20 protein-coding genes, 2 tRNA genes and 1 pseudogene are annotated in these 25,619 nt (G+C 62.4%); 7 read left to right on the forward strand and 16 right to left on the reverse strand.

Annotation, left to right across the window (positions count from 1 at the left end; genetic code table 11):
* Positions 1-137: 137 nt before the first annotated feature.
* Positions 138-1,274: a branched-chain amino acid ABC transporter substrate-binding protein gene (locus tag PC358_RS18795; protein WP_033701791.1), complete on the reverse strand. Its 1,137-nt coding sequence runs from the start codon at positions 1,272-1,274 to the stop codon at positions 138-140.
* A 457-nt stretch (positions 1,275-1,731) separates the two neighbouring features.
* Between PC358_RS18795 and pncB the strand changes: the two genes are divergently transcribed.
* Positions 1,732-2,937: a nicotinate phosphoribosyltransferase gene (gene pncB / locus PC358_RS18800; protein WP_033701793.1), complete on the forward strand. Its 1,206-nt coding sequence runs from the start codon at positions 1,732-1,734 to the stop codon at positions 2,935-2,937.
* Between the two features lie 3 nt (positions 2,938-2,940).
* On the forward strand, positions 2,941-3,768 hold the full coding sequence (gene nadE / locus PC358_RS18805) for an ammonia-dependent NAD(+) synthetase (RefSeq protein ID WP_033701794.1): 828 nt from the start codon (positions 2,941-2,943) through the stop codon (positions 3,766-3,768).
* 128 nt (positions 3,769-3,896) lie between these two features.
* On the opposite strand, the gene azu is transcribed toward nadE, so the two are convergent.
* A complete protein-coding gene (azu, locus tag PC358_RS18810) occupies positions 3,897-4,346 on the reverse strand; it encodes an azurin (RefSeq protein ID WP_033701795.1) in 450 nt (149 codons plus the stop codon).
* A 349-nt stretch (positions 4,347-4,695) separates the two neighbouring features.
* Here azu and PC358_RS18815 point away from each other — a divergent pair, with 349 nt between their 5' ends.
* Positions 4,696-5,283: an LOG family protein gene (locus tag PC358_RS18815; protein ID WP_033701796.1), complete on the forward strand. Its 588-nt coding sequence runs from the start codon at positions 4,696-4,698 to the stop codon at positions 5,281-5,283.
* Positions 5,284-5,326: 43 nt separating this feature from the next.
* Here the strand turns inward: PC358_RS18815 and PC358_RS18820 are convergent, their stop codons facing one another.
* The 8 genes from PC358_RS18820 to rnr all read right to left on the reverse strand — a co-directional run bounded on the left by PC358_RS18820 (position 5,327) and on the right by rnr (position 14,955).
* On the reverse strand, positions 5,327-7,627 hold the full coding sequence (locus PC358_RS18820) for a YgiQ family radical SAM protein (RefSeq protein WP_033701797.1): 2,301 nt from the start codon (positions 7,625-7,627) through the stop codon (positions 5,327-5,329).
* 141 nt (positions 7,628-7,768) lie between these two features.
* A complete protein-coding gene (gene dnaB / locus PC358_RS18825; RefSeq protein ID WP_033702579.1) occupies positions 7,769-9,166 on the reverse strand; it encodes a replicative DNA helicase in 1,398 nt (465 codons plus the stop codon).
* Between the two features lie 113 nt (positions 9,167-9,279).
* Entirely contained in the window at positions 9,280-9,726 is a 447-nt protein-coding gene (rplI, locus tag PC358_RS18830) for a 50S ribosomal protein L9 (protein ID WP_033701798.1), read from the reverse strand.
* A gap of 20 nt (positions 9,727-9,746) precedes the next feature.
* On the reverse strand, positions 9,747-10,610 hold the full coding sequence (locus tag PC358_RS18835; protein ID WP_033701799.1) for a hypothetical protein: 864 nt from the start codon (positions 10,608-10,610) through the stop codon (positions 9,747-9,749).
* Positions 10,611-10,644: 34 nt separating this feature from the next.
* Positions 10,645-10,875, reverse strand: a complete 231-nt coding sequence (rpsR, locus tag PC358_RS18840; protein WP_003249563.1) for a 30S ribosomal protein S18 — start codon at positions 10,873-10,875, stop codon at positions 10,645-10,647.
* Positions 10,876-10,903: 28 nt separating this feature from the next.
* A complete protein-coding gene (gene rpsF, locus PC358_RS18845) occupies positions 10,904-11,329 on the reverse strand; it encodes a 30S ribosomal protein S6 (protein ID WP_033701800.1) in 426 nt (141 codons plus the stop codon).
* Positions 11,330-11,635: 306 nt separating this feature from the next.
* Entirely contained in the window at positions 11,636-12,382 is a 747-nt protein-coding gene (gene rlmB / locus PC358_RS18850; RefSeq protein ID WP_027592540.1) for a 23S rRNA (guanosine(2251)-2'-O)-methyltransferase RlmB, read from the reverse strand.
* Entirely contained in the window at positions 12,379-14,955 is a 2,577-nt protein-coding gene (rnr, locus tag PC358_RS18855; RefSeq protein ID WP_033701801.1) for a ribonuclease R, read from the reverse strand. Before rnr ends, rlmB begins: the two co-directional genes overlap by 4 nt.
* A 275-nt stretch (positions 14,956-15,230) precedes the next feature.
* On the opposite strand from rnr, the gene PC358_RS18860 reads away from it, so the two are divergent.
* From PC358_RS18860 to PC358_RS18875, 4 genes are all read left to right on the forward strand, one after another.
* Positions 15,231-15,317 (forward strand) — tRNA-Leu (locus PC358_RS18860).
* Between the two features lie 88 nt (positions 15,318-15,405).
* Positions 15,406-15,492, forward strand: a tRNA-Leu gene (locus PC358_RS18865).
* A 199-nt stretch (positions 15,493-15,691) separates the two neighbouring features.
* Positions 15,692-16,705 carry an extracellular solute-binding protein gene (locus PC358_RS18870; RefSeq protein WP_033701802.1) on the forward strand — a complete coding sequence of 338 codons (1,014 nt, stop codon included), beginning with the start codon at positions 15,692-15,694 and terminating at the stop codon, positions 16,703-16,705.
* A complete protein-coding gene (locus PC358_RS18875) occupies positions 16,705-18,270 on the forward strand; it encodes an ABC transporter permease (protein ID WP_033701803.1) in 1,566 nt (521 codons plus the stop codon). The genes PC358_RS18870 and PC358_RS18875 overlap by 1 nt, the downstream gene beginning before the upstream one ends.
* A gap of 301 nt (positions 18,271-18,571) precedes the next feature.
* Here PC358_RS18875 and PC358_RS28460 read toward each other — a convergent pair whose 3' ends face one another.
* The 6 genes and pseudogenes from PC358_RS28460 to hflK form a co-directional block, all read right to left on the reverse strand.
* Positions 18,572-19,456: a methyl-accepting chemotaxis protein gene (locus PC358_RS28460; protein WP_371856394.1), complete on the reverse strand. Its 885-nt coding sequence runs from the start codon at positions 19,454-19,456 to the stop codon at positions 18,572-18,574.
* Positions 19,430-20,170, reverse strand: a pseudogene (locus PC358_RS28465) (HAMP domain-containing protein); the annotation flags it as partial. The gene PC358_RS28460 and the pseudogene PC358_RS28465, both read right to left, overlap by 27 nt.
* 515 nt (positions 20,171-20,685) lie before the next feature.
* Entirely contained in the window at positions 20,686-21,978 is a 1,293-nt protein-coding gene (locus PC358_RS18885) for an adenylosuccinate synthase (RefSeq protein WP_008095424.1), read from the reverse strand.
* Between the two features lie 56 nt (positions 21,979-22,034).
* Positions 22,035-23,222 carry an ATP phosphoribosyltransferase regulatory subunit gene (locus PC358_RS18890; protein ID WP_033701805.1) on the reverse strand — a complete coding sequence of 396 codons (1,188 nt, stop codon included), beginning with the start codon at positions 23,220-23,222 and terminating at the stop codon, positions 22,035-22,037.
* 301 nt (positions 23,223-23,523) lie between these two features.
* Complete coding sequence (gene hflC, locus PC358_RS18895) at positions 23,524-24,393, reverse strand: protease modulator HflC (protein ID WP_033701806.1); 870 nt, start codon at positions 24,391-24,393, stop codon at positions 23,524-23,526.
* On the reverse strand, positions 24,393-25,574 hold the full coding sequence (hflK, locus tag PC358_RS18900) for an FtsH protease activity modulator HflK (protein WP_033701807.1): 1,182 nt from the start codon (positions 25,572-25,574) through the stop codon (positions 24,393-24,395). The genes hflC and hflK overlap by 1 nt, the downstream gene beginning before the upstream one ends.
* Positions 25,575-25,619: the final 45 nt, after the last annotated feature.

A 25,619-nucleotide genomic window follows, 5' to 3' on the forward strand; every position in this document is an offset into this window, starting at 1 on the left:
GTGAGACTGCACAAGTACCGACCACGGCAGGTCCCGGATGAAGCGGCCCTCGCAGCGCAGAACTGTGCAGATCTCCGAATAAAGACAGGTACCGCAGGGGCATTGGCCCGGGCGCGTGCCCGGGCTGGCTGCCGTTATTATTTTTGTTTTTCCAGCTGGTGGTACTTACCGTCCTTGTTCCACTGGTAGACCACGTAGTCGGACACAGTCAGGTCGCCCTTGCTGTCCCACTTTTTATCGCCCATGACGGTCTTGACCGTGTTGGCCTTGAGCCATGTGGCAGCCTCTTCGCCCTTGTTCGATTTGGCACCATTGAACGCGGCGGCCAGCGCTTGAAGCGAGGCATAGGCGTACAGGGTGTAACCTTCAGGCTCGGTACCGTTCTTGCGGAACTCTTCCACGACGGCTTTGCTGTCGGGCAGCAGACGTGGGTCGGCGCCGAAGGTCATGTACACGCCGTCGACATTTGGGGCGCCGCCTGCGGTGGTTACCAGTTCGTCGGTGACGATGCCGTCATCGGACATGAACCTGACGTCCTTCAGGCCCTGCTCGCGCATTTGACGTACCAGTGGCCCGGCCTCCGGGTGCAGGCCGCCGAAATAGACCACATCGGCACCGGTAGAGCGAATCTTGGTCACCAACGCGCTGAAGTCTTTCTCGCCACGGGTCAGGCCTTCGTACAGCACAGGCTTGACGCCGCGCTTCTCCAACTGCGCCTTGGTCGCATCGGCCAGGCCCTGACCATAGGTGTCCTTGTCGTGCACGACGGCAACCTTCTTGCCCTTGAGCACATCGACGATATAGTCACCGGCCACGATGCCCTGCTGGTCGTCACGGCCACACATGCGGAACATGGCGTTCAGGCCGCGCTCGGTCACTTGCGGGTTGGTCGAGCCCGGGGTAATGGCGATGATGCCCGCTTCGTCATACACCTCGGACGCCGGGATGGTGTTCGAAGAGCAGAAGTGGCCCACCACGCCGATCACCTTGTCCTGATCGGCCAGGCGGTTGGCCACGGCCACGGCCTGCTTCGGTTCGCAAGCATCATCACCCGCCACCAAGACGATCTTCTCACCGTTGATGCCACCGGCTTTGTTGATCACGTCGGCTGCCGCCTGGGCACCTTTCATGTACTGCTCGCCAAACGCTGCGTTGGCACCGGTCATCGGGCCCGCGACGCCGATCTTTACGTCGGCCTGAACATACGAAGAAACACCCAGTGCCGTAGCTACGGCCAGTGCCAGGAAACCTTTCTTGTAAAACGTCTGCGACATGAGGTGGTGCTCCTAGAGTTTTTTTTGGTTGGCACTACAACTTCTCAACCCTGTGCTCTGAGCAAGGGCCGTGCCATTGGTTTTGTCTTCCGGGAAAACACACTGTGAAGGTCGCCAGCAGGCGACCGACGGCCTTTTCTTTATTGAGCGTGCAACCGTCTGCCCTGCGGCAGGCGCCACCACACGTACAGACAAGTAGCAACCGTCGAGTGCCATCATTGCAACCCTGGCAAGTGTTTACGTGCAACCGCCCTGTAACAGCGGACGTCACCGAAGTGCACACCGCTGGTGCGCGACTGCTACAGGCAGCACCGTTTGAAGGCTAGCTGGTGCACGGAAAAACACCTGTTTTGCCGGTGCTGGCCTCTTCGCGGATAAACCCGCCCCAGCGCCAGCCAGTTCATCCCAATACCTGTGGCACAATGGCCGCCATTCGCCGCTTCTGGAGCCACCCTTGATGAGCGAAAGCGCATTCGCCGAGCGCATCGTGCTCAACCTGCTCGACACCGACTTCTACAAACTCACCATGATGCAGGGCGTGCTGCACAACTACCCGGACGCCGACGTGGAATGGGAATTCCGCTGCCGCAACGGCGAAGACCTGCGCCCTTACCTCGGTGAGATCCGCAACCAGCTCGAACGGCTCAGCGAGCTGACCCTGGATGACGGCCAACTGGCCTTCCTCGAACGTATCAGCTTCCTCAAGCCCGACTTCCTGCGCTTTCTGCGGCTATTCCGCTTCAACTTGCGCTACGTGCGCATCGGCATCGAAAACGATCAGCTGTACCTGCGCCTGCGTGGCCCCTGGCTGCATGTGATCCTCTTCGAAGTGCCCTTGCTGGCCATGATCAGCGAAGTGCGCAACCGCCACCTGCACCCGCACATGCGCCTGGCCGAAGCCCGTGACCAGCTCTACCGCAAGTTCGACTGGCTGCGTGCGCATGCCAGCGAAGATGAGCTGGCCGATCTGCAGGTGGCCGACTTCGGCACCCGTCGGCGCTTCTCCAGCCGCGTGCAGGAAGAGGTGGTACGGGTACTGCGCGATGACTTCCCGGCCCGCTTCGTCGGCACCAGCAACGTCGACCTGGCATGGAAACTGGATATCAAGCCCCTGGGCACCATGGCCCATGAATGGTTCATGGCCCATCAACAGCTTGGGCCGCGGCTGATCGACAGCCAGATCGCCGCGCTGGACTGCTGGGTGCGCGAGTACCGCGGCCTGCTGGGTATCGCCCTGACCGACTGCATCACCATGGACGCCTTCCTCAACGACTTCGATCTGTACTTCGCCAAGCTGTTCGACGGCCTGCGCCACGATTCGGGCGAGCCGGTGGCCTGGGCGGAAAAGGCCATCGCCCATTACCAGAAGCTGGGCATCGACCCCATGACCAAGACCCTGGTGTTTTCCGACGGCCTCAACCTGACCCGCTCGCTGGAAATCTTCCGCGCCCTGCGCGGGCGCATCAACGTCAGTTTCGGCATCGGCACCAACCTGACCTGCGACATCCCGGGTGTGGCACCGATGAACATCGTGCTTAAAATGACCGACTGCAACGGCTCGCCGGTGGCGAAAATCTCCGACGAGGCGGCCAAGACCCAATGCCGCGACGAAAACTTCGTTGCCTACATGCGCCACGTTTTCAAAATCCCCAGCAAGGAGTAACCCATGCAAGCCGTTCAGCGAGAGATTGCCCAAGCGCTCAAGGTGCAGCCGCCGTTCGCCGATGCTGCCGCGCTCGACCAGGAAGTGGCCCGGCGCGTGGCGTTCATCAAGGGCTGCCTGGCCAATGCCCGGCTCAAGACGTTGGTACTGGGCATCAGCGGCGGTGTCGATTCCTTGACCGCCGCCCTGCTCGCCCAGCGCGCGATCAACGAGCTGCGTGCCGAAACGGGCGATGCGGCCTACCGCTTCATTGCCGTGCGCCTGCCCTATCAGGTGCAGCACGACGAGCACGACGCCCAGGCTTGCCTGGAGGTGATCAACGCCGATGAAGTGCACACCGTCGACATCGCACCCGCCGTGCGTGCACTGGCGGCCGAAACCGAGGCGTTGCAAGGGGGTTCGCCGACCCTGGTGGACTTCGTTGTCGGCAATATCAAGGCACGCACGCGCATGGTCGCGCAGTACACGATCGCCGGCGCGCGCGCGGGCCTGGTGATCGGTACCGACCATGCGGCCGAAGCGGTGATGGGCTTCTTTACCAAATTTGGTGATGGCGCGTGCGATCTGGCGCCGCTGAGCGGGCTAGTGAAGCACCAGGTGCGGGCGATTGCACGCAGCTTCGGTGCGCCGGAATCGCTGGTGGAGAAGGTCCCGACAGCGGACTTGGAAGACCTGGCGCCGGGCAAGCCGGACGAGGCGTCACATGGCGTGACCTACCAGCAGATCGATGCGTTCCTGCAGGGTGAGCCAGTCGAGCAGGAAGCGTTCGACATCATCGTCGCCACCTACCGCAAGACCCAGCACAAGCGCGAACTGCCGTTCGCCCCGTAAAAGCTTCGCGGGGCAAGTCGGATCGCCGCACCGCCGCCCCCACTGGCATCAGGCCTGTGGGAGCGGCGGTGCGGCGATCCGACTTGCCCCGCGAATGGAGGGCAAAGCCCCCCTCTACGCCATCGTCATTACTTGACGACGACCTTGCCCTTCATCATCGAGATGTGGCCCGGGAAGGTGCAGAAGAAGCTGTAGTCGCCGCCGGCTTCCAGCTTGGTAGCGTCGAATTTGACTTCGGTTTCTTTCTCTGGCGCGCCGATCATCTTGGTGTGAGCGATGATGCCGGCGTTGTCGGCCTTGATGTAGTCCTTATCCAGGCCTTGAGTCATGCCTTCGGTGGCAATGCCCTGCATGTCGGCAGTCTTGCTGATCACCAGGTTATGGCCCATGACGTTCTTCGGCAGGTTGCCGGAATGGGTCAGTTTGACGGTGAATTCCTTGCAGCTCTTGTCGACGGTGATTTCCTTGGTATTGAAGGACATCTGGTCGGTCGAGTCGACAGTTACCGAGCACTCGGCGGCGAAGACAGAGGCGCTGGCGAGGGTCAGCAGGGATACCGCTACAGCTTTCGCAAACATCATGAATCTCCTTGGCAGGGTTTTATCAATTGCGAGACTGCCTGAAACCGTTCAGCCCCTTGCTGATATGGGTCAAGGGGGTGTCAAGTGGCCAGTCAGTTGAATTGTTCAATGGATTGTATACAACCAATCTAAGGGCACATCATGCCCTTTTAATAGACGATGGGACAACCTCTCATTTAGGAGCAATACCAAATGCCCATGCCCAGCTTTCTGAACAGCCTGCTCGCCGCCTACGCCCAGGGTGCCACTGGCGCCGTCTGCGAATTCTCCCGGCCGGAGTGAAAGCGGCCTTGGAACTGCCAGGCAGGCGCCGTACCCTGTCACCCTGAGTGACTGGAGATGAGCAATGCCTGTACGTTCCGTTTGTGTCTTCTGCGGCGCCAGCATCGGCGCCAACCCTGCCTACCGTGAAGCGGCCGTCGCCCTTGGCCAGGCCATCGCCCGGCGCGGCCTGACCCTGGTCTATGGCGGTGGCGCGGTCGGCTTGATGGGCATCGTCGCCGACGCTGCCATGGCCGCAGGTGGCGAAGTGGTCGGGATCATCCCGCAAAGCCTGCTGGACGCCGAGGTCGGCCACAAAGGCCTGACCCGCCTGGAAGTGGTCGATGGCATGCATGCGCGCAAGGCACGCATGGCCGAACTCAGCGATGCGTTCATTGCACTGCCGGGTGGCCTGGGTACGCTGGAGGAGTTGTTTGAGGTGTGGACCTGGGGGCAACTGGGCTATCACGCCAAGCCGCTGGGCCTGCTCGATGTCAATGGCTTCTATGAAAAGCTGGGCGGGTTCCTCGACCATATCGTCGAAGAAGGTTTCGTGCGGCCGCAGCATCGGGCCATGTTGCTGCTGGGTCAGCAGCCGGATGCGCTGCTGGACGGGATGAACGAGTTCGTCGCGCCGGTGGTGCCGAAGTGGGTCGACAAGCAGCCTGATTGAGCTTGGCATTTTGGGGCTGCTTTGCAGCCCCGCAATGAATCACTCAGCGCGGAATGACAGGCTGACGCGGCTTCTTGCCAGCCTTGCCGCCCTTGGCCGCTTCTTTACGCTCCTTGGCCGCCTGCTGGTTGCGGGCAAACGCATCGGCCTTGGCCTTCTCACGCTTGTCCCACGGCTTGCTGCCATCGCTGCCGCGCGGTGGCAGGCCGGTGTGCTGGGTCAGGATCTTCTGTTCCTTGGCCACCTTGTGGCTGCCAGCTGGGGTCGAGTTCTTGCGCCGGGCACTCTGGTAGCTGTCGGACTGCGGCTGGTGCAACGGGATCAGCTGGTGCTTGCCCGGCCCGATAAGGTCGGCGCGGCCCATGCGCTCCAGCGCCTCGCGCAGCATTGGCCAGCCCTTCGGATCGTGATAGCGCAAGAACGCCTTGTGCAGACGGCGCTGCTCATCGCTCTTGACGATCTCGACCCCTTCGCTCTTGTAGGTCACCTTGCGCAGCGGGTTCTTGCCCGAGTGGTACATCGCCGTGGCCGACGCCATTGGCGACGGGTAGAACGCCTGCACCTGGTCGGCGCGGAAGCCGTTGCCCTTGAGCCACAAGGCCAGGTTCATCATGTCTTCGTCGGTGGTGCCCGGGTGCGCGGCGATGAAGTACGGGATCAGGTACTGCTCCTTGCCCGCCTCTTTCGAGTACTTCTCGAACATGCGCTTGAAGCGGTCATAGGAACCGATACCCGGCTTCATCATCTTGTCCAGCGGGCCACGCTCGGTGTGCTCCGGGGCAATCTTCAGGTAGCCGCCCACGTGGTGGGTAACCAGCTCCTTGACGTACTCCGGCGATTCCACCGCCAGGTCGTAGCGCAGGCCCGAGGCGATCAGGATCTTCTTCACGCCCGGCAAGGCACGCGCCTTGCGGTACAGCTCGATCAGCGAGCTGTGGTCGGTGTTGAGGTTCTCGCAGATACCCGGGAACACGCACGACGGCTTGCGGCAGTGCTTCTCGATCTCGTGGCTCTTGCAGGCGATGCGGTACATGTTGGCGGTCGGGCCGCCGAGGTCGGAGACCACGCCGGTGAAGCCTGGCACCTTGTCACGCATCTCCTCGATCTCGTGCAGGATCGATTCGTGGGAGCGGTTCTGGATGATCCGCCCTTCGTGCTCGGTGATCGAGCAGAAGGTGCAGCCACCAAAGCAGCCGCGCATGATGTTCACCGAGAAGCGGATCATCTCGTAGGCCGGGATGCGCTCCTTGCCATAGGCCGGGTGCGGGACACGCGCGTAGGGCATGCCGAACACGTAGTCCATTTCTTCGGTGGTCATGGGGATGGGTGGTGGGTTGAACCACACATCCACTTCGCCATGTTTCTGCACCAGGGCGCGGGCGTTGCCAGGGTTGGTTTCCAGGTGCAGCACGCGGTTGGCGTGGGCGTACAGCACCGGGTCGTTACGCACTTTTTCGAACGACGGCAGGCGAATCACCGACTTGTCACGGGTCATGCCCGGGCTGTCGAGAATCTGCACCACTTTGGCTTCGTTCGGGTCTTCCACGTCGCCCTTGGCCTGTTCGATGGCGCAGGCCTGGGTGTCCTGGGTGTTGACGTAGGGGTTGATGATCTTGTCGACCCGGCCTGGGCGGTCGATGCGGGTGGAGTCGATCTCGAACCAACCCTGGGGCGTGTCACGGCGCACGAACGCGGTACCGCGCACGTCGGTGATGTGCTCGATGCTCTCGCCCTGGGACAGGCGCTGGGCGACTTCGACGATCGCCCGCTCGGCGTTACCATACAAAAGGATGTCGGCACTGGCGTCGATCAGGATCGAGTGGCGGACCTTGTCCTGCCAGTAATCGTAATGGGCGATACGGCGCAGCGAGGCCTCGATGCCACCGAGCACGATCGGCACGTGCTTGTACGCCTCCTTGCAACGCTGGCTGTACACCAGGCTGGCGCGGTCTGGGCGCTTGCCGGCCATGCCGCCAGGGGTGTAGGCGTCGTCGGAGCGGATCTTCTTGTCCGCGGTATAGCGGTTGATCATCGAGTCCATGTTGCCGGCCGCGACGCCGAAGAACAGGTTCGGCTCGCCCAGCTTCATGAAGTCTTCTTTGGACTGCCAGTTCGGCTGGGCGATGATGCCAACCCGAAAGCCCTGGGCTTCCAGCAGGCGGCCGATGATGGCCATGCCGAACGACGCGTGGTCGACGTAGGCGTCCCCGGTCACGATGATGATGTCGCAGGAATCCCAGCCGAGCTGATCCATCTCCTCCCTGCTCATTGGCAGGAACGGTGCTGGCCCGAAGCATTCGGCCCAGTACTTGGGATAGTCGTAGAGTGGTTTGGCTGCTTGCATGTCAGTGACCGGTTCTGGTGTTCAGGGAAATCGCGGGCGCGGAATATAGCACAAATTTTGATCAAATCCGACGGTGGTTGTCGGATTCATTTGCAACACGAATAACCCCGTGGGGCCGGGCAAGCCCGACCCACAGGGTTGTTATTCGTCGTCGTCGAAGTTGTACATGCCAGGCGCAAGGTTCTCGAAGCGGGTGTACTTGCCGATGAAGGCCAGGCGGATGAAACCGATGGGGCCGTTACGCTGTTTACCGATGATGATTTCGGCAATGCCCTTGTGCTCGGTCTCCGGGTGATACACCTCGTCACGGTAAACGAACATGATCACGTCGGCGTCCTGCTCGATTGCACCGGATTCACGCAAGTCGGAGTTCACCGGGCGCTTGTTCGGCCGCTGCTCCAGGGAGCGGTTGAGCTGCGACAGGGCGATGACCGGGCAGTTGAATTCCTTGGCCAGGGCCTTGAGCGAGCGGGAGATCTCGGAAATCTCGTTGGTCCGGTTGTCACCGGAAGAGCCCGGAATCTGCATCAACTGCAGGTAGTCGACCATGATCATGCCGATCTCACCGTGCTCCCGAGCCAGGCGGCGGGTACGCGCACGCATTTCCGACGGGCTGATGCCAGCGGTATCGTCGATGAACAGCTTGCGGTCGTTGAGCAGGTTGACCGCCGAGGTCAGGCGTGGCCAGTCGTCGTCGTCGAGTTGGCCGGAACGCACCTTGGTCTGGTCGATGCGCCCGAGCGACGAGAGCATACGCATGATCAGCGATTCGCCTGGCATCTCGAGGGAGAACACCAGCACCGCCTTGTCGCTGCGCAGCACGGCGTTTTCCACCAGGTTCATGGCGAAGGTGGTCTTGCCCATCGACGGACGGCCGGCAACGATGATCAGGTCGGCCGCCTGCAGGCCGCTGGTCTTCCCATCCAGGTCGGTGTAACCGGTGGAAATACCGGTAATGTCGCTGTCAGAGTTGAACAGCGTGTCGATACGGTCGATGGCCTTGGTCAACAGCTCGTTGACCCCCACCGGGCCGCCGGTCTTCGGCCGCGCCTCGGCGATCTGGAAGATCTGCCGCTCGGCGTCGTCGAGGATTTCTTCGGCGTTGCGCCCTTGTGGATTGAAGGCGTTGTCGGCGATATCGGTGCTGATGCTGATCAGCTGTCGCAGCGTGGCCCGCTCGCGAATGATCGCGGCATAGGCCTTGATGTTGGCCACCGACGGGGTGTTCTTGGCCAACTCCGCCAGGTAGGCGAGGCCACCGACTTGCGACGACACGCCCTCCTTGTCCAACTGCTCGTGCAACGTGACCACGTCGAACGGGTGGTTCAGGTCGACCAGCTTGTGGATGGCGCGGAAGATCAGGCGGTGGTCATGCCGATAGAAATCGCCATCCGAGACCTGATCCAGTACCCGCTCCCAGGCGTTGTTGTCCAGCATCAGGCCACCGAGCACGGCCTGTTCGGCCTCGATGGAATGCGGCGGCACCTTTAGGGCTGCGGTTTGCAGGTCGAGCTGTTCGGAGGAGGTGATCTCGTTCATGGCCACGAAAGAATTCTGGGGGACGAAAAAGACAAAGGGCACGGCCTGTAGAAGACAGGACCGTGCCCGATGTTAACCGGCTGGGCCGCGGACGGCCAGCCAGTCAGCGCAGCTTAGGCAGCTACGACAACCACGCGTACGGTGGCTTCAACGTCGCTGTGCAGGTGCACGGCTACGTCGTATTCGCCAACCTGACGGATGGTGCCGTTCGGCAGACGCACTTCAGCTTTGGCCACTTCAACGCCGGAGGCGGTCAGGGCGTCAGCGATGTCGTGGGTGCCGATCGAACCGAACAGCTTGCCTTCGTCGCCAGCGGTGGCAGTGATGGTCACTTCCAGCTCGGCCAGTTGGGCAGCGCGGCTTTCAGCCGACGTTTTACGGTCAGCAGCTGCTTTTTCCAGCTCGGCGCGACGCTCTTCGAACGCAGCCAGGTTGGCGGCGTTGGCAACGGTGGCCTTGCCGAATGGCAGCAGGAAGTTACGGCCGTAACCAGCCTTAACTTTTACTTTGTCGCCCAGGTTGCCCAGGTTAGCGACTTTTTCCAGCAGGATCAGTTCCATTTGGTAAAACCTCTTAACTTTTAACCTTCACCGTTCGCGGAGTCATTCCCCTCAGGGGACTTGCGACCGCGAAAATCAATCAGGCTGTCGACAATGGCCAAAACCACGAGCAACGGATAAATCAGCTGCATGATCAGCGGCAGCGTCACGTACATGCCCACCAGCCAGAAACCAGCCAGTCGGCCCTGTGCCACCAGCCCATGCATCAAGGCGATGCCGGCCAGGACGAGCACCAGGCTGGATGCAGAGGCCAGGACGATAAACTGCGGCCCGATGAACGGACCCAGCACCATCACTGCCACCAGCGTCAGCATGGTGACCCGCGGCAACTTCAGGGCGCGAAACTCGCGACCGAAGCCTCCAGGGTTGTACAACGCAGCCTGCCAATACCGCGCCAGCATCAAAGCCAGCACGCTGAACAGCTGCAGCATCACCGCCGTTGAAGCGACCAGCACAGGGCCGATCAGCTCACCGGGGATCACCGGTTTGCCTTCGATTTGTGGCAGGGCTTGTACAAGCGCCTTGGCCAACACCTCGAAGGTTTCACGCAGTACCGTGTCCAGGATGAGGCTGTAGACCAACCCCAGCACAACACTGGACATCAACACCCGGCTCCAGGAATGCCCGGCACGCAACAAGGCGGCCAGCCCCAGCGTCCCCAACAGCACCAGCAAGGTGCTTGGGTCGCCAAAGGCCCAGATGGCCACCGCCGGCAAAAGCCCGAACGCGATGACCGTTGAAGCATCCTTGAACCCGCGCCGCAGAAGCACGAGGCTCCCGGCAGCGGCACTCAACCAGAACAACAGCGGTAACACTGCACTGATGACCACCACCAGGGTGGCCTGCACACGACCGCGCATGATGAAATCAGCTAACGCTCGCATGCTTTATCCCTTACTGCTTGTCGACGACCCGGTCTCAGCGGCCGTGGCTGTCGGTGTAGGGCAGCAGGGCCAGGAAGCGGGCGCGCTTGATAGCGGTAGCCAGCTGACGCTGATAACGAGCTTTGGTACCGGTGATACGGCTTGGAACGATCTTGCCGGTTTCGGATACGTAAGCTTTCAGGGTGTTGAGATCTTTGAAGTCGATCTCTTTCACGTCTTCAGCAGTGAAGCGGCAGAATTTACGACGACGGAAGAAACGTGCCATGTAATAGGCTCCTCAAAAGGTCCGTGGATTACTCGTCAGCGTTATCGCTGGAGTCGCTGTCATTGCTGTCATCGCCTTCGGCGGAGTCAGAATGCTCAGGACGCTCACGACGCTCACGGCGCTCGCTGCGGTTCTCTTCTGCCTTGAGCATCTCGGACTGACCGGTTACGGCTTCGTCGCGACGGATGACCAGGTTACGGATCACGGCATCGTTGTAGCGGAAGTTGTCTTCCAGCTCGGCCAGGGCCTTGCCGGTGCACTCAACGTTCAGCATCACGTAGTGAGCCTTGTGAACATTGTTGATTGCATAGGCCAGTTGACGACGGCCCCAGTCTTCCAGGCGGTGGATCTTGCCACCATCTTCTTCGATCAGCTTGGTGTAACGCTCAACCATGCCGCCGACTTGCTCGCTCTGGTCCGGGTGAACCAGAAAGATGATTTCGTAATGACGCATGAATGCTCCTTACGGGTTAGTAGTCTGCCAGAACGCTGGTCAGACAAGGAGTGAATGACACTGTATGTCTTGCCATGGAGGGGAGGCACATAAGCGCCTGCCAGCTCGGCAAGGGGCGCAATTGTAGAGAAGGCGTGGCGCACAAGCAAGGTGATTGGCGATTATTTGAACAGCCGGAAACATATTTTGCCTGCACCAACCCTTCGCGGGGCAAGCCCGCTCCCACAGGCCAACTGCAGCCTCTGCCATTGCAGTAATCCTGTGGGAGCGGGCTTGCCCCGCGAAGAGGCCAGCACAGACTGAATATCAGCGCTTGGCTTGACGCTGGCGCACGGCCTCGAACAGGCAAACGCCGGTCGCGACCGAGACGTTCAGGCTGCTGACGCTACCGCCCATCGGCAACTTCACCAGGAAATCGCAATGCTCACGGGTCAGTCGGCGCATGCCCTTGCCTTCTGCCCCCATGATCATCACCAAAGGCCCGGTCAGGTCCTGCTGGTAAATCTCCTGCTCGGCCTCGCCGGCAGTGCCGACCACCCACAGGCCACGCTGCTGGAGCTTTTCAAGGGTACGCGCGAGGTTGGTCACGGCCACCAGCGGGATCACCTCCGCAGCGCCACAGGCCACCTTGCGCACCACCGGCGTCAGGGTCGCCGACTTGTCCTTGGGCACCACCACCGCCGTGGCACCGGCGGCATCGGCGGTGCGCAGGCAGGCGCCGAGGTTGTGCGGGTCGGTGACACCGTCCAGCACCAGGATCAGCGGCGGCGTTTCGGTGCGCTCAAGCAACTCTTCGAGCATCAACTCGCCCCACACCTGGCTCGGGCTGACCTCGGCGACCACGCCCTGGTGCACGCCTTCGACCCAGGCATCCAGCTCACGGCGCTCGGCCTGGCCGACCGCCACACGGTTTTCCGCGGCCAGCTCCAGCAGCTTCTGCAGGCGGGGCTCGCTACGCCCCTCCGACAGCCAGACCTGCTTGACCCGCTTGGGGTGGTGCTGCAACAACGCCTGCACGGCGTGTACGCCGTAGATCTTTTCCAGCTGACTCATGACTTGCTCTTGCTCTTGCGGGGCGCACCGGACTTCGGCGGGCCTTTGCGATGCTTGGTCGGCTTGCCGGATGGCTTGCCAGCCTTCTCCGACTTGCTGCCGGCAGTGCTGCGCGCGTCGGTCATCAACGCCTTCTTCATCTCGCGGCTTTTGCGCACCTCAGCATTACGCTGCACGGCATCTTTCGGGAAGTAAGCCTCGGAAGCCTCGCTCTTGCGGCTGCGCGGCTTGGGCGTGGCTTTCGCTTCGGTGGCCGGTTGCTGCTGCTCGGGCTTGCCGTCGGTTGGCGCTGCACCGCGCTGCTTGCGACCGATCGGGCCGCTGAGGGTCTTCTCGGAGACTTCGAAGTCGATCTTGCGCTCGTCCAGGTCAACGCGCATGACCTTGACTTCGATGGTGTCGCCCAGGCGGAAGCTGCGCCCGGTACGCTCGCCGGACAGGCGATGGTGGACCGGGTCGAAGTGGTAGTAGTCACCCGGCAGCGCACTGACGTGCACCAGGCCTTCCACGTAGATGTCGGTCAGCTCGACAAACAACCCGAAGCCGGTCACCGCAGTGATCACGCCTGGGAAGGTCTCGCCCACGCGGTCTTTCATGTATTCGCACTTGAGCCAGTTGACCACGTCGCGGGTCGCTTCGTCGGCGCGACGCTCGGTCATCGAGCACTGCTCGCCAAGCTGCTCCAGGGTGTTCTCGTCGTACGGGTAGATACGCGCCTTGGGAATGCTCATGGCACCCGCACGCTTGACGTGCGGGGTATCGACCTTGGAACGGATGATGCTGCGAATGGCGCGGTGCACCAGCAGGTCCGGGTAACGGCGAATCGGCGAGGTGAAGTGGGTGTACGCCTCGTAATTCAGGCCGAAGTGGCCATTGTTGTCGGTGCTGTACACCGCCTGGCTCAGCGAACGCAGCATCACGGTCTGGATCAGGTGGAAGTCCGGGCGCTCGGCGATGCTCGCCAGCAGTGCCTGGTAATCCTTCGGCGACGGGTCCTTGCCCTTGTGCAGCGACAAGCCCAGCTCACCGAGGAAGGCGCGCAGTTTTTCCAGGCGCTCCGGCGGCGGGCCGTCGTGAACGCGGTACAGGGCCGGCACGCCGTGCTTTTGCAGGAACTCGGCGGTGGCCACGTTGGCCGCCAGCATGCATTCTTCGATCAGCTTGTGCGCATCGTTGCGCACGGTCGGACGGATTTCGGCGATCTTGCGCTGGTCACCGAAGACGATGCGGGTTTCCTGGGTCTCGAAGTCGATCGCACCGCGGGTGTGGCGCGCGTCCAGCAGCACCTTGTAGAGCGCATACAGGCTCTTGAGGTCAGGCAGGACTTCCTTGTACTGCTCGCGCAGCGCCTTGCCTTCACGGGTGCGGGAATGCTCGAGCATGCTGCTGACCTTGTTGTAGGTCAGGCGGGCATGGGAGTGGATCACGCCTTCGTAGAACTGGTAGTCGACCATCTGGCCCGCTTTGTTGATGGTCATCTCGCAGACCATGGCCAGGCGATCGACGTGCGGGTTCAGCGAGCACAGGCCGTTGGACAGCTCCTCGGGAAGCATCGGCACCACGCGTTCGGGGAAATACACCGAGTTGCCGCGCTGCTGGGCTTCGACGTCCAGGGCAGAACCCAGGCGCACGTAGCTGGAAACGTCGGCGATCGCCACATACAGGCGCCATCCGCCCGAGAACATGCGCAGCTTGCCCAGTGGCTCGCAATAGACCGCGTCGTCGAAGTCGCGGGCATCTTCGCCGTCGATGGTGACGAAAGGCAGGTGGCGCAGGTCGATGCGCTTTTCCTTGTCCTTGTCTTCCACTTCGGAGCGGAACTTGCGCGCTTCCTTGACCACATCGTCGGGCCAGACGTGCGGAATGTCGTAGCTGCGCAGGGCGACGTCGATTTCCATGCCCGGCGCCATGTAGTTGCCGATCACCTCGACCACATCACCCTGCGGCTGGAAGCGCGGGGTTGGCCAGTGGGTGATTTTGATCTCGACGAACTGGCCGATCTTGGCGCCGCCATTGCGACCGGCGGTCACCAGCACTTCCTGCTGGATCTTCGGGTTGTCCGGCGTCACGTAGCCGATACCGCCCTCTTCGAAGTAACGCCCGACCACGCTTTCGTGGGCACGGGAGATGACTTCTACCAGTACACCTTCACGGCGGCCACGGCGGTCGGTGCCGGAGACACGCGCCAGGGCGCGGTCGCCGTCGAACACCAGACGCATCTGCGAAGGGCTGAGGAACAGGTCGTCGCTCTTGTCATCGGGGATGAGGAAGCCAAAACCATCGCGATGGCCGGAAACGCGGCCACAGATCAGGTCCAGCTTGTCTACCGGGGCATAGGTGCCGCGCCGGGTATAGATAAGCTGGCCATCGCGCTCCATGGCACGCAGACGGCGGCGCAGGGCTTCAATCTGGTCTTCCTCGTACAGACCGAATTCTGCCGCCAGCTCCTCGCGGGCGGCCGGCTCGCCGCGATCGGCAAGACGCTGGAGGATCAGCTCACGGCTGGGGATAGGGTTGTCGTATTTTTCCGCTTCGCGAGCGGCCTCGGGATCGAGGGATTGCCAATCGGCCATCAGAAGGGGTTCACCTTGGGGTATATAGATAGGAATTCTGGCATAGGCGTATTGAAACCGGAAATGTCAGCCTTGGACAGCCCCCCAGCAATGAGTCGAGGAAGTCGTAATAGGGCTGAAGAATCAACAAGTTGAATTTTTTGAAATTTTTTTCGACCAGGGGCTTTACAGCCTACAGGACCGTCCGTATAGTGCGCACCACAACGACGGACAGACGACGTTGTAGTTGAGATGAAACGCGATGTAAAGCATCATGTGACCTCGACGAAATGTGTGCCCAGGTGGCGGAATTGGTAGACGCGCTGGTTTCAGGTATCAGTGACCGCAAGGTCGTGGAAGTTCGAGTCTTCTCCTGGGCACCAAGTATTATCAAGTAATAGATGACCAAGGATCTATTACTACTGTGTGAAAGCGAACGATAGTCGCCTTCATCAGACGATGTAAAGCTTTGCCCAGGTGGCGGAATTGGTAGACGCGCTGGTTTCAGGTATCAGTGACCGCAAGGTCGTGGAAGTTCGAGTCTTCTCCTGGGCACCATACAAAAACCCACTAGCTTGCTAGTGGGTTTTTTCTTGCCTGCGTTTTCTGTTTCCCCTCCCCTTTGCGCACTACACCCTCGCGCACTCCACCACTCGACGATCGTCTCGCGATGAATTTCTTGTCACCCGGCCACCTGAGAAACGATTTCGTTTACCATTGTTTCCAAATATGTAGCCGTAAGCGAGGAAGTACCCGCATGACGATCCGTCCGCAACCGCTGATGCGCACCCTGGCCGCCGCTGTACTGAGCCTGGTGATCGGCGCGCCGGCCGCCATGGCAGACGCACCGGTAACACTGACCCTGTACAACGGGCAGCACAAGGAAATCGGCGACGCCATCGCCAAGGCCTACGAGGCCAAGACTGGCATTCACATCAATATCCGCAAGGGCAGCAGCAACCAGCTGGCCAGCCAGATCATCGAAGAAGGCGAGCGCTCGCCGGCCGATGTCATCTACACCGAAGAGTCGCCGCCGCTGAACAACCTGGGCGAACTGGGCCTGCTGGCGAAGATCGACGACGCCACCTTGAACATGCTTCCCAAGGAATACGTGGCTGCCAACGGCACCTGGATGGGCGTTACCGCGCGTACCCGCGTCGTGGTGTTCAACCCCAAGCAAATCGATGAGAAAGACCTGCCGCAATCGGTAATGGACTTCGCCAACCCTGAGTGGGATGGCCGCGTCGGCTTCGTACCGACCAGCGGTGCCTTCCAGGAACAGGCCGTGGCCATTCTGAAGATGCACGGGCGTGACGCTGCCGAAGAGTGGCTGACCGGCCTGAAAGCCTTCGGCAAGACCTACACCAACAACATGGTGGCGCTCAAGGCCGTGGAAAAAGGCGAAGTCGCCGCCGTGCTGGTGAACAACTACTACTGGTATGCCCTTGAGCGTGAGCGCGGCAAGCTGGACTCCAAGCTGTACTACCTGGCCGACGGCGATGCCGGTGGCCTGGTGACCATCTCTGGCGCCGCCGCAGTCAAGGCCAGCAAGCACCCCAAGGAAGCCCAGGCCCTGCTCAACTGGATGGCCAGCGAAGAAGGCCAGCGCGTGATCACCCAGACCACCGCCGAATACCCACTGCACAAGGGCATGGTGTCCGACCGTGGCTTGAAGCCGTTCGAAGAGCTGCGCCCGCCGAAGATCTCGCCGGCCGACCTTGGCAACGCCGAGGAAGCGCTGGAGCTTGAACGTGAGGTCGGCCTGCTCTGATGACCGCCGCCCTGTCCGAGCCGGTGCCGGTACGCTTCGTACCGCGCCGCAAGCGCCCCTCGATCTGGGTGGTGCTGCCTGTGCTGTTTCTGGTGGCGATGAGCCTGCTGCCGCTGGCGTATGTCGCCCTCAAGGCCTGGGAAGCAGGCTGGCGAGAGGCCCTGCATCTGCTCTGGCGCCCGTTCGTCTGGGGCCTGATGCGCAACACCCTGATGCTCATGTTCGGGGTGACGCTGGTGTGCATGGTGGTCGGGCTGGCCCTGGCCTGGCTGCTCGAACGCAGCAACCTGGCGGGCCGTCGGCTGTGGGGCGTAGTGCTGTGCTTGCCGTTCGCAGTGCCCTCGTTCGTCAGCAGCTTTACCTGGGTATCGCTGAGCTCGGACTTCGAAGGCCTCGGCGGGGCCATCCTGGTCATGGCCCTGTCCAAGTATCCCCTGGTGTTCCTTCCAGTGGCCGCCACCCTGCGCAACGTCGACACCTCGCTTGAAGAGTCGGCACGCACGCTAGGCTGCAGCCGCTGGGGGGTGTTCGTCAAGGTGACCCTGCCGCTGCTGTGGCCATCGATGCTGGGCGGCGCGCTGCTGATTGCCCTGCACATGCTGGTGGAATTTGGCGCCTTGTCGATTCTTGGCCTGCAGACCTTCACCACGGCTATCTACCAGCAGTTCGAGCTGGAGTTCAGCAACGCCAACGCTGCCATGCTCTCGGCCGTGCTGCTGGCGCTGTGCCTGATCATGCTGTGGCTGGAGCTGCGGGTGCGCGGCAAGGCCCGCCATGTGCGCATCGGCCAAGGCGTGGCGCGCCGCGCGCAACCGGTGCGCCTGCGCGGCTGGGCGCCGTTGGCCCAGCTGTTCTGCGTGGCCCTGGCGGTACTGGGCAGCGGCATCCCACTGGCGATGCTCGGCTACTGGTTGAGTGTCGGCTCGTCGGCAGCGTTCCCGGTGGCGGAAATCTCCAAAGCGCTGCTCACGTCGCTGTCGGTGTCGCTTGGCGGCGCGGGCTTGTGCGTGTTGCTGGCACTGCCGATCAGCTTCCTGGTGGTGCGCTACAAAGGCCGCCTGGCGATCTGGGCCGAACGCCTGCCCTACCTGCTGCATGCCCTGCCGGGCCTGGTGATCGCGCTGACCCTGGTGTTCTTCGCCTTGCACTATGTGCCGGCGCTGTACCAGACCACTGCCCTGTTGTTGCTGGCCTACGGGTTGCTGTTCCTGCCGCTGGCCCAGGCCCCGGTACGCACCGCCTTGAACAAGGCCTCGCCCACCCTCGAAGAGGCCGCGCGCACCCTGGGCGCCAGCAGCTTCACGGCGTTTTGCCGGGTGACGCTGCCGATCATCTTCCCAGCCTTGGCGGCGGCGTTCGCGCTGGTGTTCCTCGATGCCATGAAGGAGCTGACCGCTACCCTGCTACTCAGCCCGACCGGCATGACCACCCTGGCCACCGAGGTCTGGGCACATACCGCCAACGTCGAGTTTGCAGCGGCGGCGCCTTATGCAGCGCTGCTGATCGTGGTGTCGGGGTTGCCGGTGTATTTGCTGACGACGCGGATGTATTTGAACAAGGCGTGATGTGTACGCCTTGAGTCATTGATCGCAGCATAAATCGAGCGCCGCCCGCGCGGCGCTTCGCGGGACAAGCCCGCTCCCACATCCGTTTCGGGCCAGTGAGTCCTGTTATATAGGCGCGCGCCCCCTTGCTTGTACGGCGCGATATTGAGCCGGGCGCCAAGGGGTCGCGCGCCAATGCCCCAGGAATAACTGGCCCGAAACGGATGTGGGAGCGGGCTTGTCCCGCGAAGCGCCGCGCGGGCGGCGCTCGATCTGATAGGCGCAGAAAGACGCCCGGCGAACACAAGCTCCCCCACTCATCTCAAGCCCTGAACTGCCCCAGGCTAGCCCGTAACTGCGCCGCCAGGTCATCCAGCACCTTGCTGCTGGCCGTAGTCTGCATCACCACCTCAGCCGAACGTTCAGCCTGGGCATGGATGGTCTCCACCCGCCCGCGCACCGCCTGCGCCCCATGCGCCTGCTGTTCTGCCGCGCGGGTCGCCAGCCCGATCGCCGCATGCACCTGCTCCACCGCCACCTGCACCGACTGCTGGCGGCGCTCGTTCTCGCGCAGCACCAACAACCCTTCACTGGCCTTGAGCCCCGCCTGGCTGATGGTTGCCACCGCCTCCTTGGCGCCTTTTTGCAGCGCGGCAATATGCGCCTGGATATCCCCCGTCGAGCTTTGCGTCTTGCTGGCCAGCGCACGCACCTCATCGGCCACCACGGCAAACCCACGCCCGGTCTCCCCGGCCCGCGCTGCTTCAATTGCCGCGTTCAACGCCAGCAGGTTGGTCTGTTCGGCAATGCCGTGGATCACCGTCAGTACCACCTCGATCTGCTCACTCTGCTTGGCCAGCCGTTCGATCACATGGGAGCCGGTCTCCACCTGCCCTGCCAAGCTCTCGATCAAACCGGCGAGCTGGGTCGAGGTGCGGCTGTTCTCATCCGTCGCCTGGCGGATGTCCACTACTTGCTGCAAGGCCGACTGCATGGCGTGGCTCTCGGCCTGCGCCTCATCGGCCATGCTCGACAGATCACGCAGGCTGGCAGCCACTTCATCCCGTTGCAGCGCAGCAGCGGCATCGGCGCCGGCATTGCGCTGGGCCATGGCACCAATCTCGACGCCGGTACGCTGCGCCACCTCGCCGGCTTCACGCACAATGGGCTGCAGCTTGTCGACGAAGCGGTTGACCGCCGAAGCCATGTCGCCAATCTCGTCGCGGCTGTCGAGGCTGACGCGCTTGGTCAGGTCGCCTTCGCCAGCGGCCAGATCGTTCAGGGCATCGATCAACAGGCGCAGCTTGCTGAGCACGCGGCGACCCAGCACCACCGCCACCACCAGCAACACACCAAGGCCCACCAGTACCAGGCCCAGGCCAATGCGCCAACGCAGTTCGGCAGCGGCTTCGCGCACGGTCTGCGCGGTATTGGCCTGCATGGCGGTGGCACTGCCCTGCGCCGTTTCCAGGCGTTCACGCAGGGCCTTGCCACTGTCGGCGGCGGCGCCATTGAGGCTATCACCCACCAGTTGCTCACCACTGGCGATCAAGGCAGCAAAACGCTGGTCAAGGGCCGCCAGCTCCTGATCGACGCCGGCAGTGGAAACACCCATCAGCACCTTGCCAATTTCCGCACCATTCGGGTTGATCGACGCCTCGACGAAATACACCGCCGGGTCGCGGCGCGCCGCCTCGATGACCTTGTCCAGCGCCCGCTCGCCCTGCCCCTTCTCCATCAACGCCTGGTTGATCGGGTTTTGCCGGTTGAGGTAGCGGGTCAGGTGCTGGCCCTGGGCGTCGTCGTAGACCACGAACAGCACATTGGGGTTGCGCTGGGCACGCCGGGCGAAATCGGAGAGCACCGGCACGTCGTTATCCCAGATCGCCCGCGGCGCCACCGAGGCCAGCAGCTCGGCCATGTCGTTGGCGGAATCCTTGAGGTTCTTTTCCAGGGTCGTGCGCAGTTGCTGCTGCTCGTTCTGCAGGCGCGTGGACAACCCCGCACTCAGGCGCTGACGCGTGCTGCTGGAGAGGCTGTCGAGGCCCGAGCGCACCTCCTGCCCGGCCTGCTCCAGCTCGCTGGCAAGCTTGCGGCTGTCGGTACCCAGGCGCTCGCCAAGGTCAGCCTCCAGGGCGGTGACGGTGCTTCGGGTCAGCGCAACGGCCACCAGTACCTGCACCAAAAGGGCGATACCAAGGGCAACAAACACAGGCCGCAAAAGGCGGCTTCGTAACAGTGAGAGGATGGCAGACACGGTGTAACCCTCGTGTTTACTGGCGCCACTATTTTGATGGCATCTACAGAAACTTCTTACAGCAAGGGTTATGCCGGGAACAGCAGGGATATGCGCCAAGGTCTAGCAGCCCAGGCCTACAAACAAAAACGCCGCGATCCCTTGCGGGGTCGCGGCGTCAGATCAGCCTGGAAAGCGGATCAGGCGAACGGATGACGCAGCACGATGGTCTCGTTGCGGTCCGGGCCGGTGGAGATGATGTCGATCGGCGCACCGGTCAGCTCCTCGATACGCTTGATGTAAGCGCGAGCAGCTTCTGGCAACTCTTCCAGGGTCTTGGCACCCAGGGTCGACTCGCTCCAGCCTGGCATCTCTTCGTACACCGGCTCCAGGCCGATGTAGCTGTCGGCATCGGAAGGCGCGTCGATGACAGCACCGTTCTCGTTCTTGTAGCCAACGCAGATGTTGATGGTTTCCAGGCCGTCCAGTACGTCCAGCTTGGTCAGGCAGATACCCGAGATGCTGTTGACGTCGATGGCGCGACGCAGGATGACGGCATCGAACCAGCCGCAGCGACGGGCACGGCCGGTGGTCGAACCGAACTCATGACCACGCTTGGCCAGGGTAGCGCCAGTCTCGTCGAACAATTCGGTCGGGAACGGGCCGGAACCGACACGGGTGGTGTAGGCCTTGGTGATACCGAGGATGTAGTCCAGGTACATCGGGCCAACGCCGGAGCCGGTCGAGATACCGCCAGCGGTGGTGTTGGAGCTGGTGACGTACGGGTAGGTACCGTGGTCGATGTCCAGCAGCGAGCCCTGGGCGCCTTCGAACATGATGTCCTTGCCGGCGCGGCGCAGGTTGTGCAGCTCGGCGGTGACGTCGAGCATCATCGGCTTGAGCTGCTCGGCGTAGGCCATGCACTCGTCCAGGGTCTGCTGGAAGTCGATGGCCGGCTCTTTGTAGTAGTTCACCAGCTGGAAGTTGTGGTAGTCCAGCAGCTCACCGAGCTTGGCGGCGAAACGCTCACGGTGGAACAGGTCACCGACGCGCAGGCCACGGCGTGCGACCTTGTCTTCGTATGCTGGGCCGATACCACGGCCGGTGGTGCCGATCTTGGCTTCGCCACGGGCTTTCTCGCGGGCCTGGTCCAGGGCCACGTGGTACGACAGAATCAGCGGCGCAGCCGGGCTGATGCGCAGGCGCTCGCGCACCGGTACGCCCTTCTCTTCCAGCTTGGTGATTTCACGCATCAGGGCATCTGGAGCAACGACCACGCCGTTGCCGATCAGGCACTGAACGCCTTCACGCAGGATGCCCGACGGAATCAGGTGCAAAACGGTTTTTTCACCGTTGATCACCAGGGTGTGGCCCGCGTTGTGGCCACCCTGGTAGCGCACTACGGCGGCAGCATGTTCGGTCAGCAGATCGACGATCTTGCCTTTGCCCTCATCACCCCACTGGGTGCCCAGGACGACGACATTCTTACCCATTACATTGGTCCTCATTCACGCAAACTTGGTTGCCGGCCTACTGCCGACGCAGAAACTCACTGGGTCAGCGGCAGAACCTGCCAGCGCCCGTCTTGCTGAATCAATTGCCGATCACAATCCGCCTCGAGAGCAGCACTCAACGGCTGGCCAGGCAAAGCCTGGACCACACGCTGGCCCTCGTTGCGCAACTGGCAGACCTGCTGCCAGAGGGCCGCGTCGCCACTGTCAGGCATCCAGATGCCGCCAGTTGGCAATACGACCTCCGCTCGCCCCAGTGTGACCAGGGTCTTCAAATCCGTGGAGAATCCGGTGGCCGGGCGTGCCCGGCCAAAATCGGCGCCGATGTCGTCATAGCGACCGCCCTGAGCGATCGATTGACCTTCGCCCGGCACGAACACAGCGAACACCACGCCGGTGTGGTAGTTGTAGCCACGCAGCTCGCCCAAGTCGAAGTACAGCGGCAGGTCCGGGTAGCGCGACGCCAGGCGATCGGCGATCGCCAGCAGGTCGTCCAGCGCTGCCAGCACGCTGGCCGGGGCACGGCCCAGGCGCACGCGGGCTTCGGCCAGCACTTCACGGCCACCGCACAGCTCGACCAGGGCACGCAGCATGTTGCCCAGGTCTTTAGGCAGGTCGGCAGTCAGTGCCTGCACTTCATCGACCGACTTGCGCTGCAGAGCATCGAACAGCTGCTGCTCGACCGCACCCGACAGCCCGGCGGCACGCGCCAGGCCGCGGTAGATGCCGACATGGCCAAGGTCCATGTGCACATCCGCGACGTCGGTCAGTTGCAGCGTGGCGAGCATCAGGCTGATGACTTCGACATCGCTGGTGGGGCTGGCATCGCCGTACAGCTCGGCACCCAGCTGGATCGGGCTGCGCGAGGTCGACAGTGCACGCGGCTGGGCGTGCAGCACGCTGCCGGCATAGCACAGGCGGCTCGGGCCTTCACGGCGCAGGGTGTGGGCGTCGATACGCGCCACCTGCGGGGTGAAGTCGGCACGGAAGCCCATCAGGCGTCCGGACTGCGGGTCGACCACCTTGAAGGTGCGCTGATCCAGGTCCTGGCCGGCGCCGGTAAGCAGCGACTCCAGGTACTCGATATGCGGGGTGACAACCAGTTCGTAGCCCCAACTCTGGAACAGGTCCAACACCTGGCGACGCGCGATCTCGATGCGCGCAGCCTCAGGTGGCAGTACTTCCTCGATGCCATCTGGCAGCAGCCAGCGGTCTACCGTTGCCATTACGCCATTTCCCCTCTGGTCCGGGCGGCCTGCCTGTGGCGAGCCGTCAGTAAAGCAGGTATCGGCGCACAGCAGCGGGCAGCACTGATCCCAGCGCAGCCACCGTACCCAATACCCTCGAATTGCCTTGCGACCTGACCAAACCGTCAACTGGCCGTGTGCCAATCAACCTTGCAGACGCAAAAAAGCCGGGAAATTTCCCGGCTGCCTCATCATACACCCCTTTTCATTCAGGATGCACCCCGCCTGGTGTTTTAGCTGCCAGGCGGGGCGTTACCCCAATGAAAACGGGCTCAGAGCATCAAGGCTTGCTCTTGTCTAGGTAGCGGAAGAACTCGTTCTTCGGGTCCAGGACCAGCACGTCGCTCTTGCTGGAGAAGCTTTCGCGGTACGCCTGCAGGCTACGGTGGAACGCATAGAAATCAGCGTCCTGGGTGTAGGCCTTGGCGTAGATGGCGGCCGCCTGGGCGTCACCGTCACCGCGGGTTTCTTCAGCTTCACGGTAGGCTTCGGCCAGCAGTACACGGCGCTGACGGTCGGCATCCGCACGGATACCCTCGGCCAGCTCGTTACCTTTGGCGCGATGCTCGCGAGCCTCACGTTCACGCTCGGTGCTCATACGGTCGAACACGCTGCGGTTGACTTCCTTCGGCAGGTCGATGGCCTTGACGCGAACGTCGACCACCTCGATACCCAGCTCCTTGTTGGCCATGCGGTTCAGCGAAGCGGTGATGTCAGCCATCAACGCGTCACGCTCACCGGATACCACTTCGTGCAGGGTACGTTTACCGAACTGGTCACGCAGGCCGCTTTCCAGACGACGCGACAGACGTTCGTCGGCGATCTGCTTGAGGCCGGACGTGGCGGTGTAGAAGCGCTCGGCATCCTTGACGCGCCACTTGGCGTAGGCGTCGACCATGACCGCTTTCTTCTCCAGGGTCAGGAACCGCTGGGTCGGAGCATCAAGGGTCATCAGACGGGCGTCGAACTTGCGCACCTGGTTCACATAAGGAACCTTCACATGCAGGCCTGGCTGGACATCCGCCTGGACCACACGGCCGAATTGCAGCAGCACGGCGCGTTCGGTCTGCGAGACGATGTAGAAGCAGTTCCAGGCCACGACGGCCAGCACCACAGCGGCGATCAGGGCGATCAGCGATCTATTGCTCATCAGCGGCTCTCCCTAGTGCGCAGCGGCTGTTGTTGCTGTTGCAGGTCCTGCGCCGCACGCGCGGCAGCATCGTTGACCGACGCAGACACGCTGCTGGTCGGTGCGGACGTGTTGCGGCTGCCTTCGACCATCTTGTCCAGCGGCAGGTAGAGCAGGTTGTTCTGCCCGTCCTTGGTTGCCACCATGACCTTGCTCGAATTGCTGTAGACCTCTTGCATGGTTTCGAGGTACAGACGTTGACGGGTCACGTCAGGTGCCTTGTGGTACTCGGTAACCAGCTTGGTGAAGCGGTCGGCCTCACCCTTGGCGCGGGCAATCACTTCGTCGCGGTAACCGTTGGCATCCTCGATGATGCGCTGGGCCTGACCACGGGCTTCCGGCACCACGCCATTGGCGTAGGACTCGGCCTGGTTGCGGGCACGCTGCTCATCTTCGCGGGCGCGGATCACGTCGTCGAAGGCTTCCTGCACTTCGCGCGGGGCTGCCGCGCTCTGTACGTTGACCTGGGTGACGGTGATACCGGTGCGGTAGTTGTCGAGGAAGCGCTGCAGGCGCTCGCGGATGTCCACGGCCATCTGCTCACGGCCTTCGGTCAGCACCTGGTCCATCGAGGTGGAACCCACCACGTGGCGCAGGGCACTGTCGGTCGCATGCTGCAGGCTCACCTCTGGCTGGTCGACGTTGAGCACGAAGTCCTGCAGGTTGGTGATCTTGTACTGGACGGTCAGCGGCACCTCGACGATGTTCTCGTCTTCGGTCAGCATTTGCCCCTGCTTGGTGTAGGCACGCTCACGCGTGACGTTTTCCAGGTACTTGCGATCGATCGGCGGGAAGTAGATGTTCAGGCCGGGACCTACCGTCTCGTAGTACTTGCCGAAGCGCAGCACAACGGCTTGCTCCTGCTCGTCCACCACGTACACGGCACTGTACAGCCAGATAGCCGCCAGCACCGCCAGGCCAATGCCCAGCAGGCCGTAGCCGCCACCCCTGCCGACATTGCGGTCACCGCCGCCACGTTTCTTGCCGCTGCCGAACATGCCGTTCAGGCTGTCCTGCAGTTTGCGGAAGGCCTCGTCCAGATCCGGCGGACCTTTCTTGTCACCACCGCCGCCACCGCCACCACGGCGGCCGCCCCAGGGATCCTGATTGTTCGAGTTGCCACCCGGCTCGTTCCAAGCCATAGCGCTCTCCATCTGATAAAGCAAAGACGCGCCCACGGCGCGCCG

The organism is Pseudomonas capeferrum, assembly GCF_000731675.1.
Taxonomy (GTDB): Bacteria; Pseudomonadota; Gammaproteobacteria; order Pseudomonadales; family Pseudomonadaceae; genus Aquipseudomonas; species Aquipseudomonas capeferrum.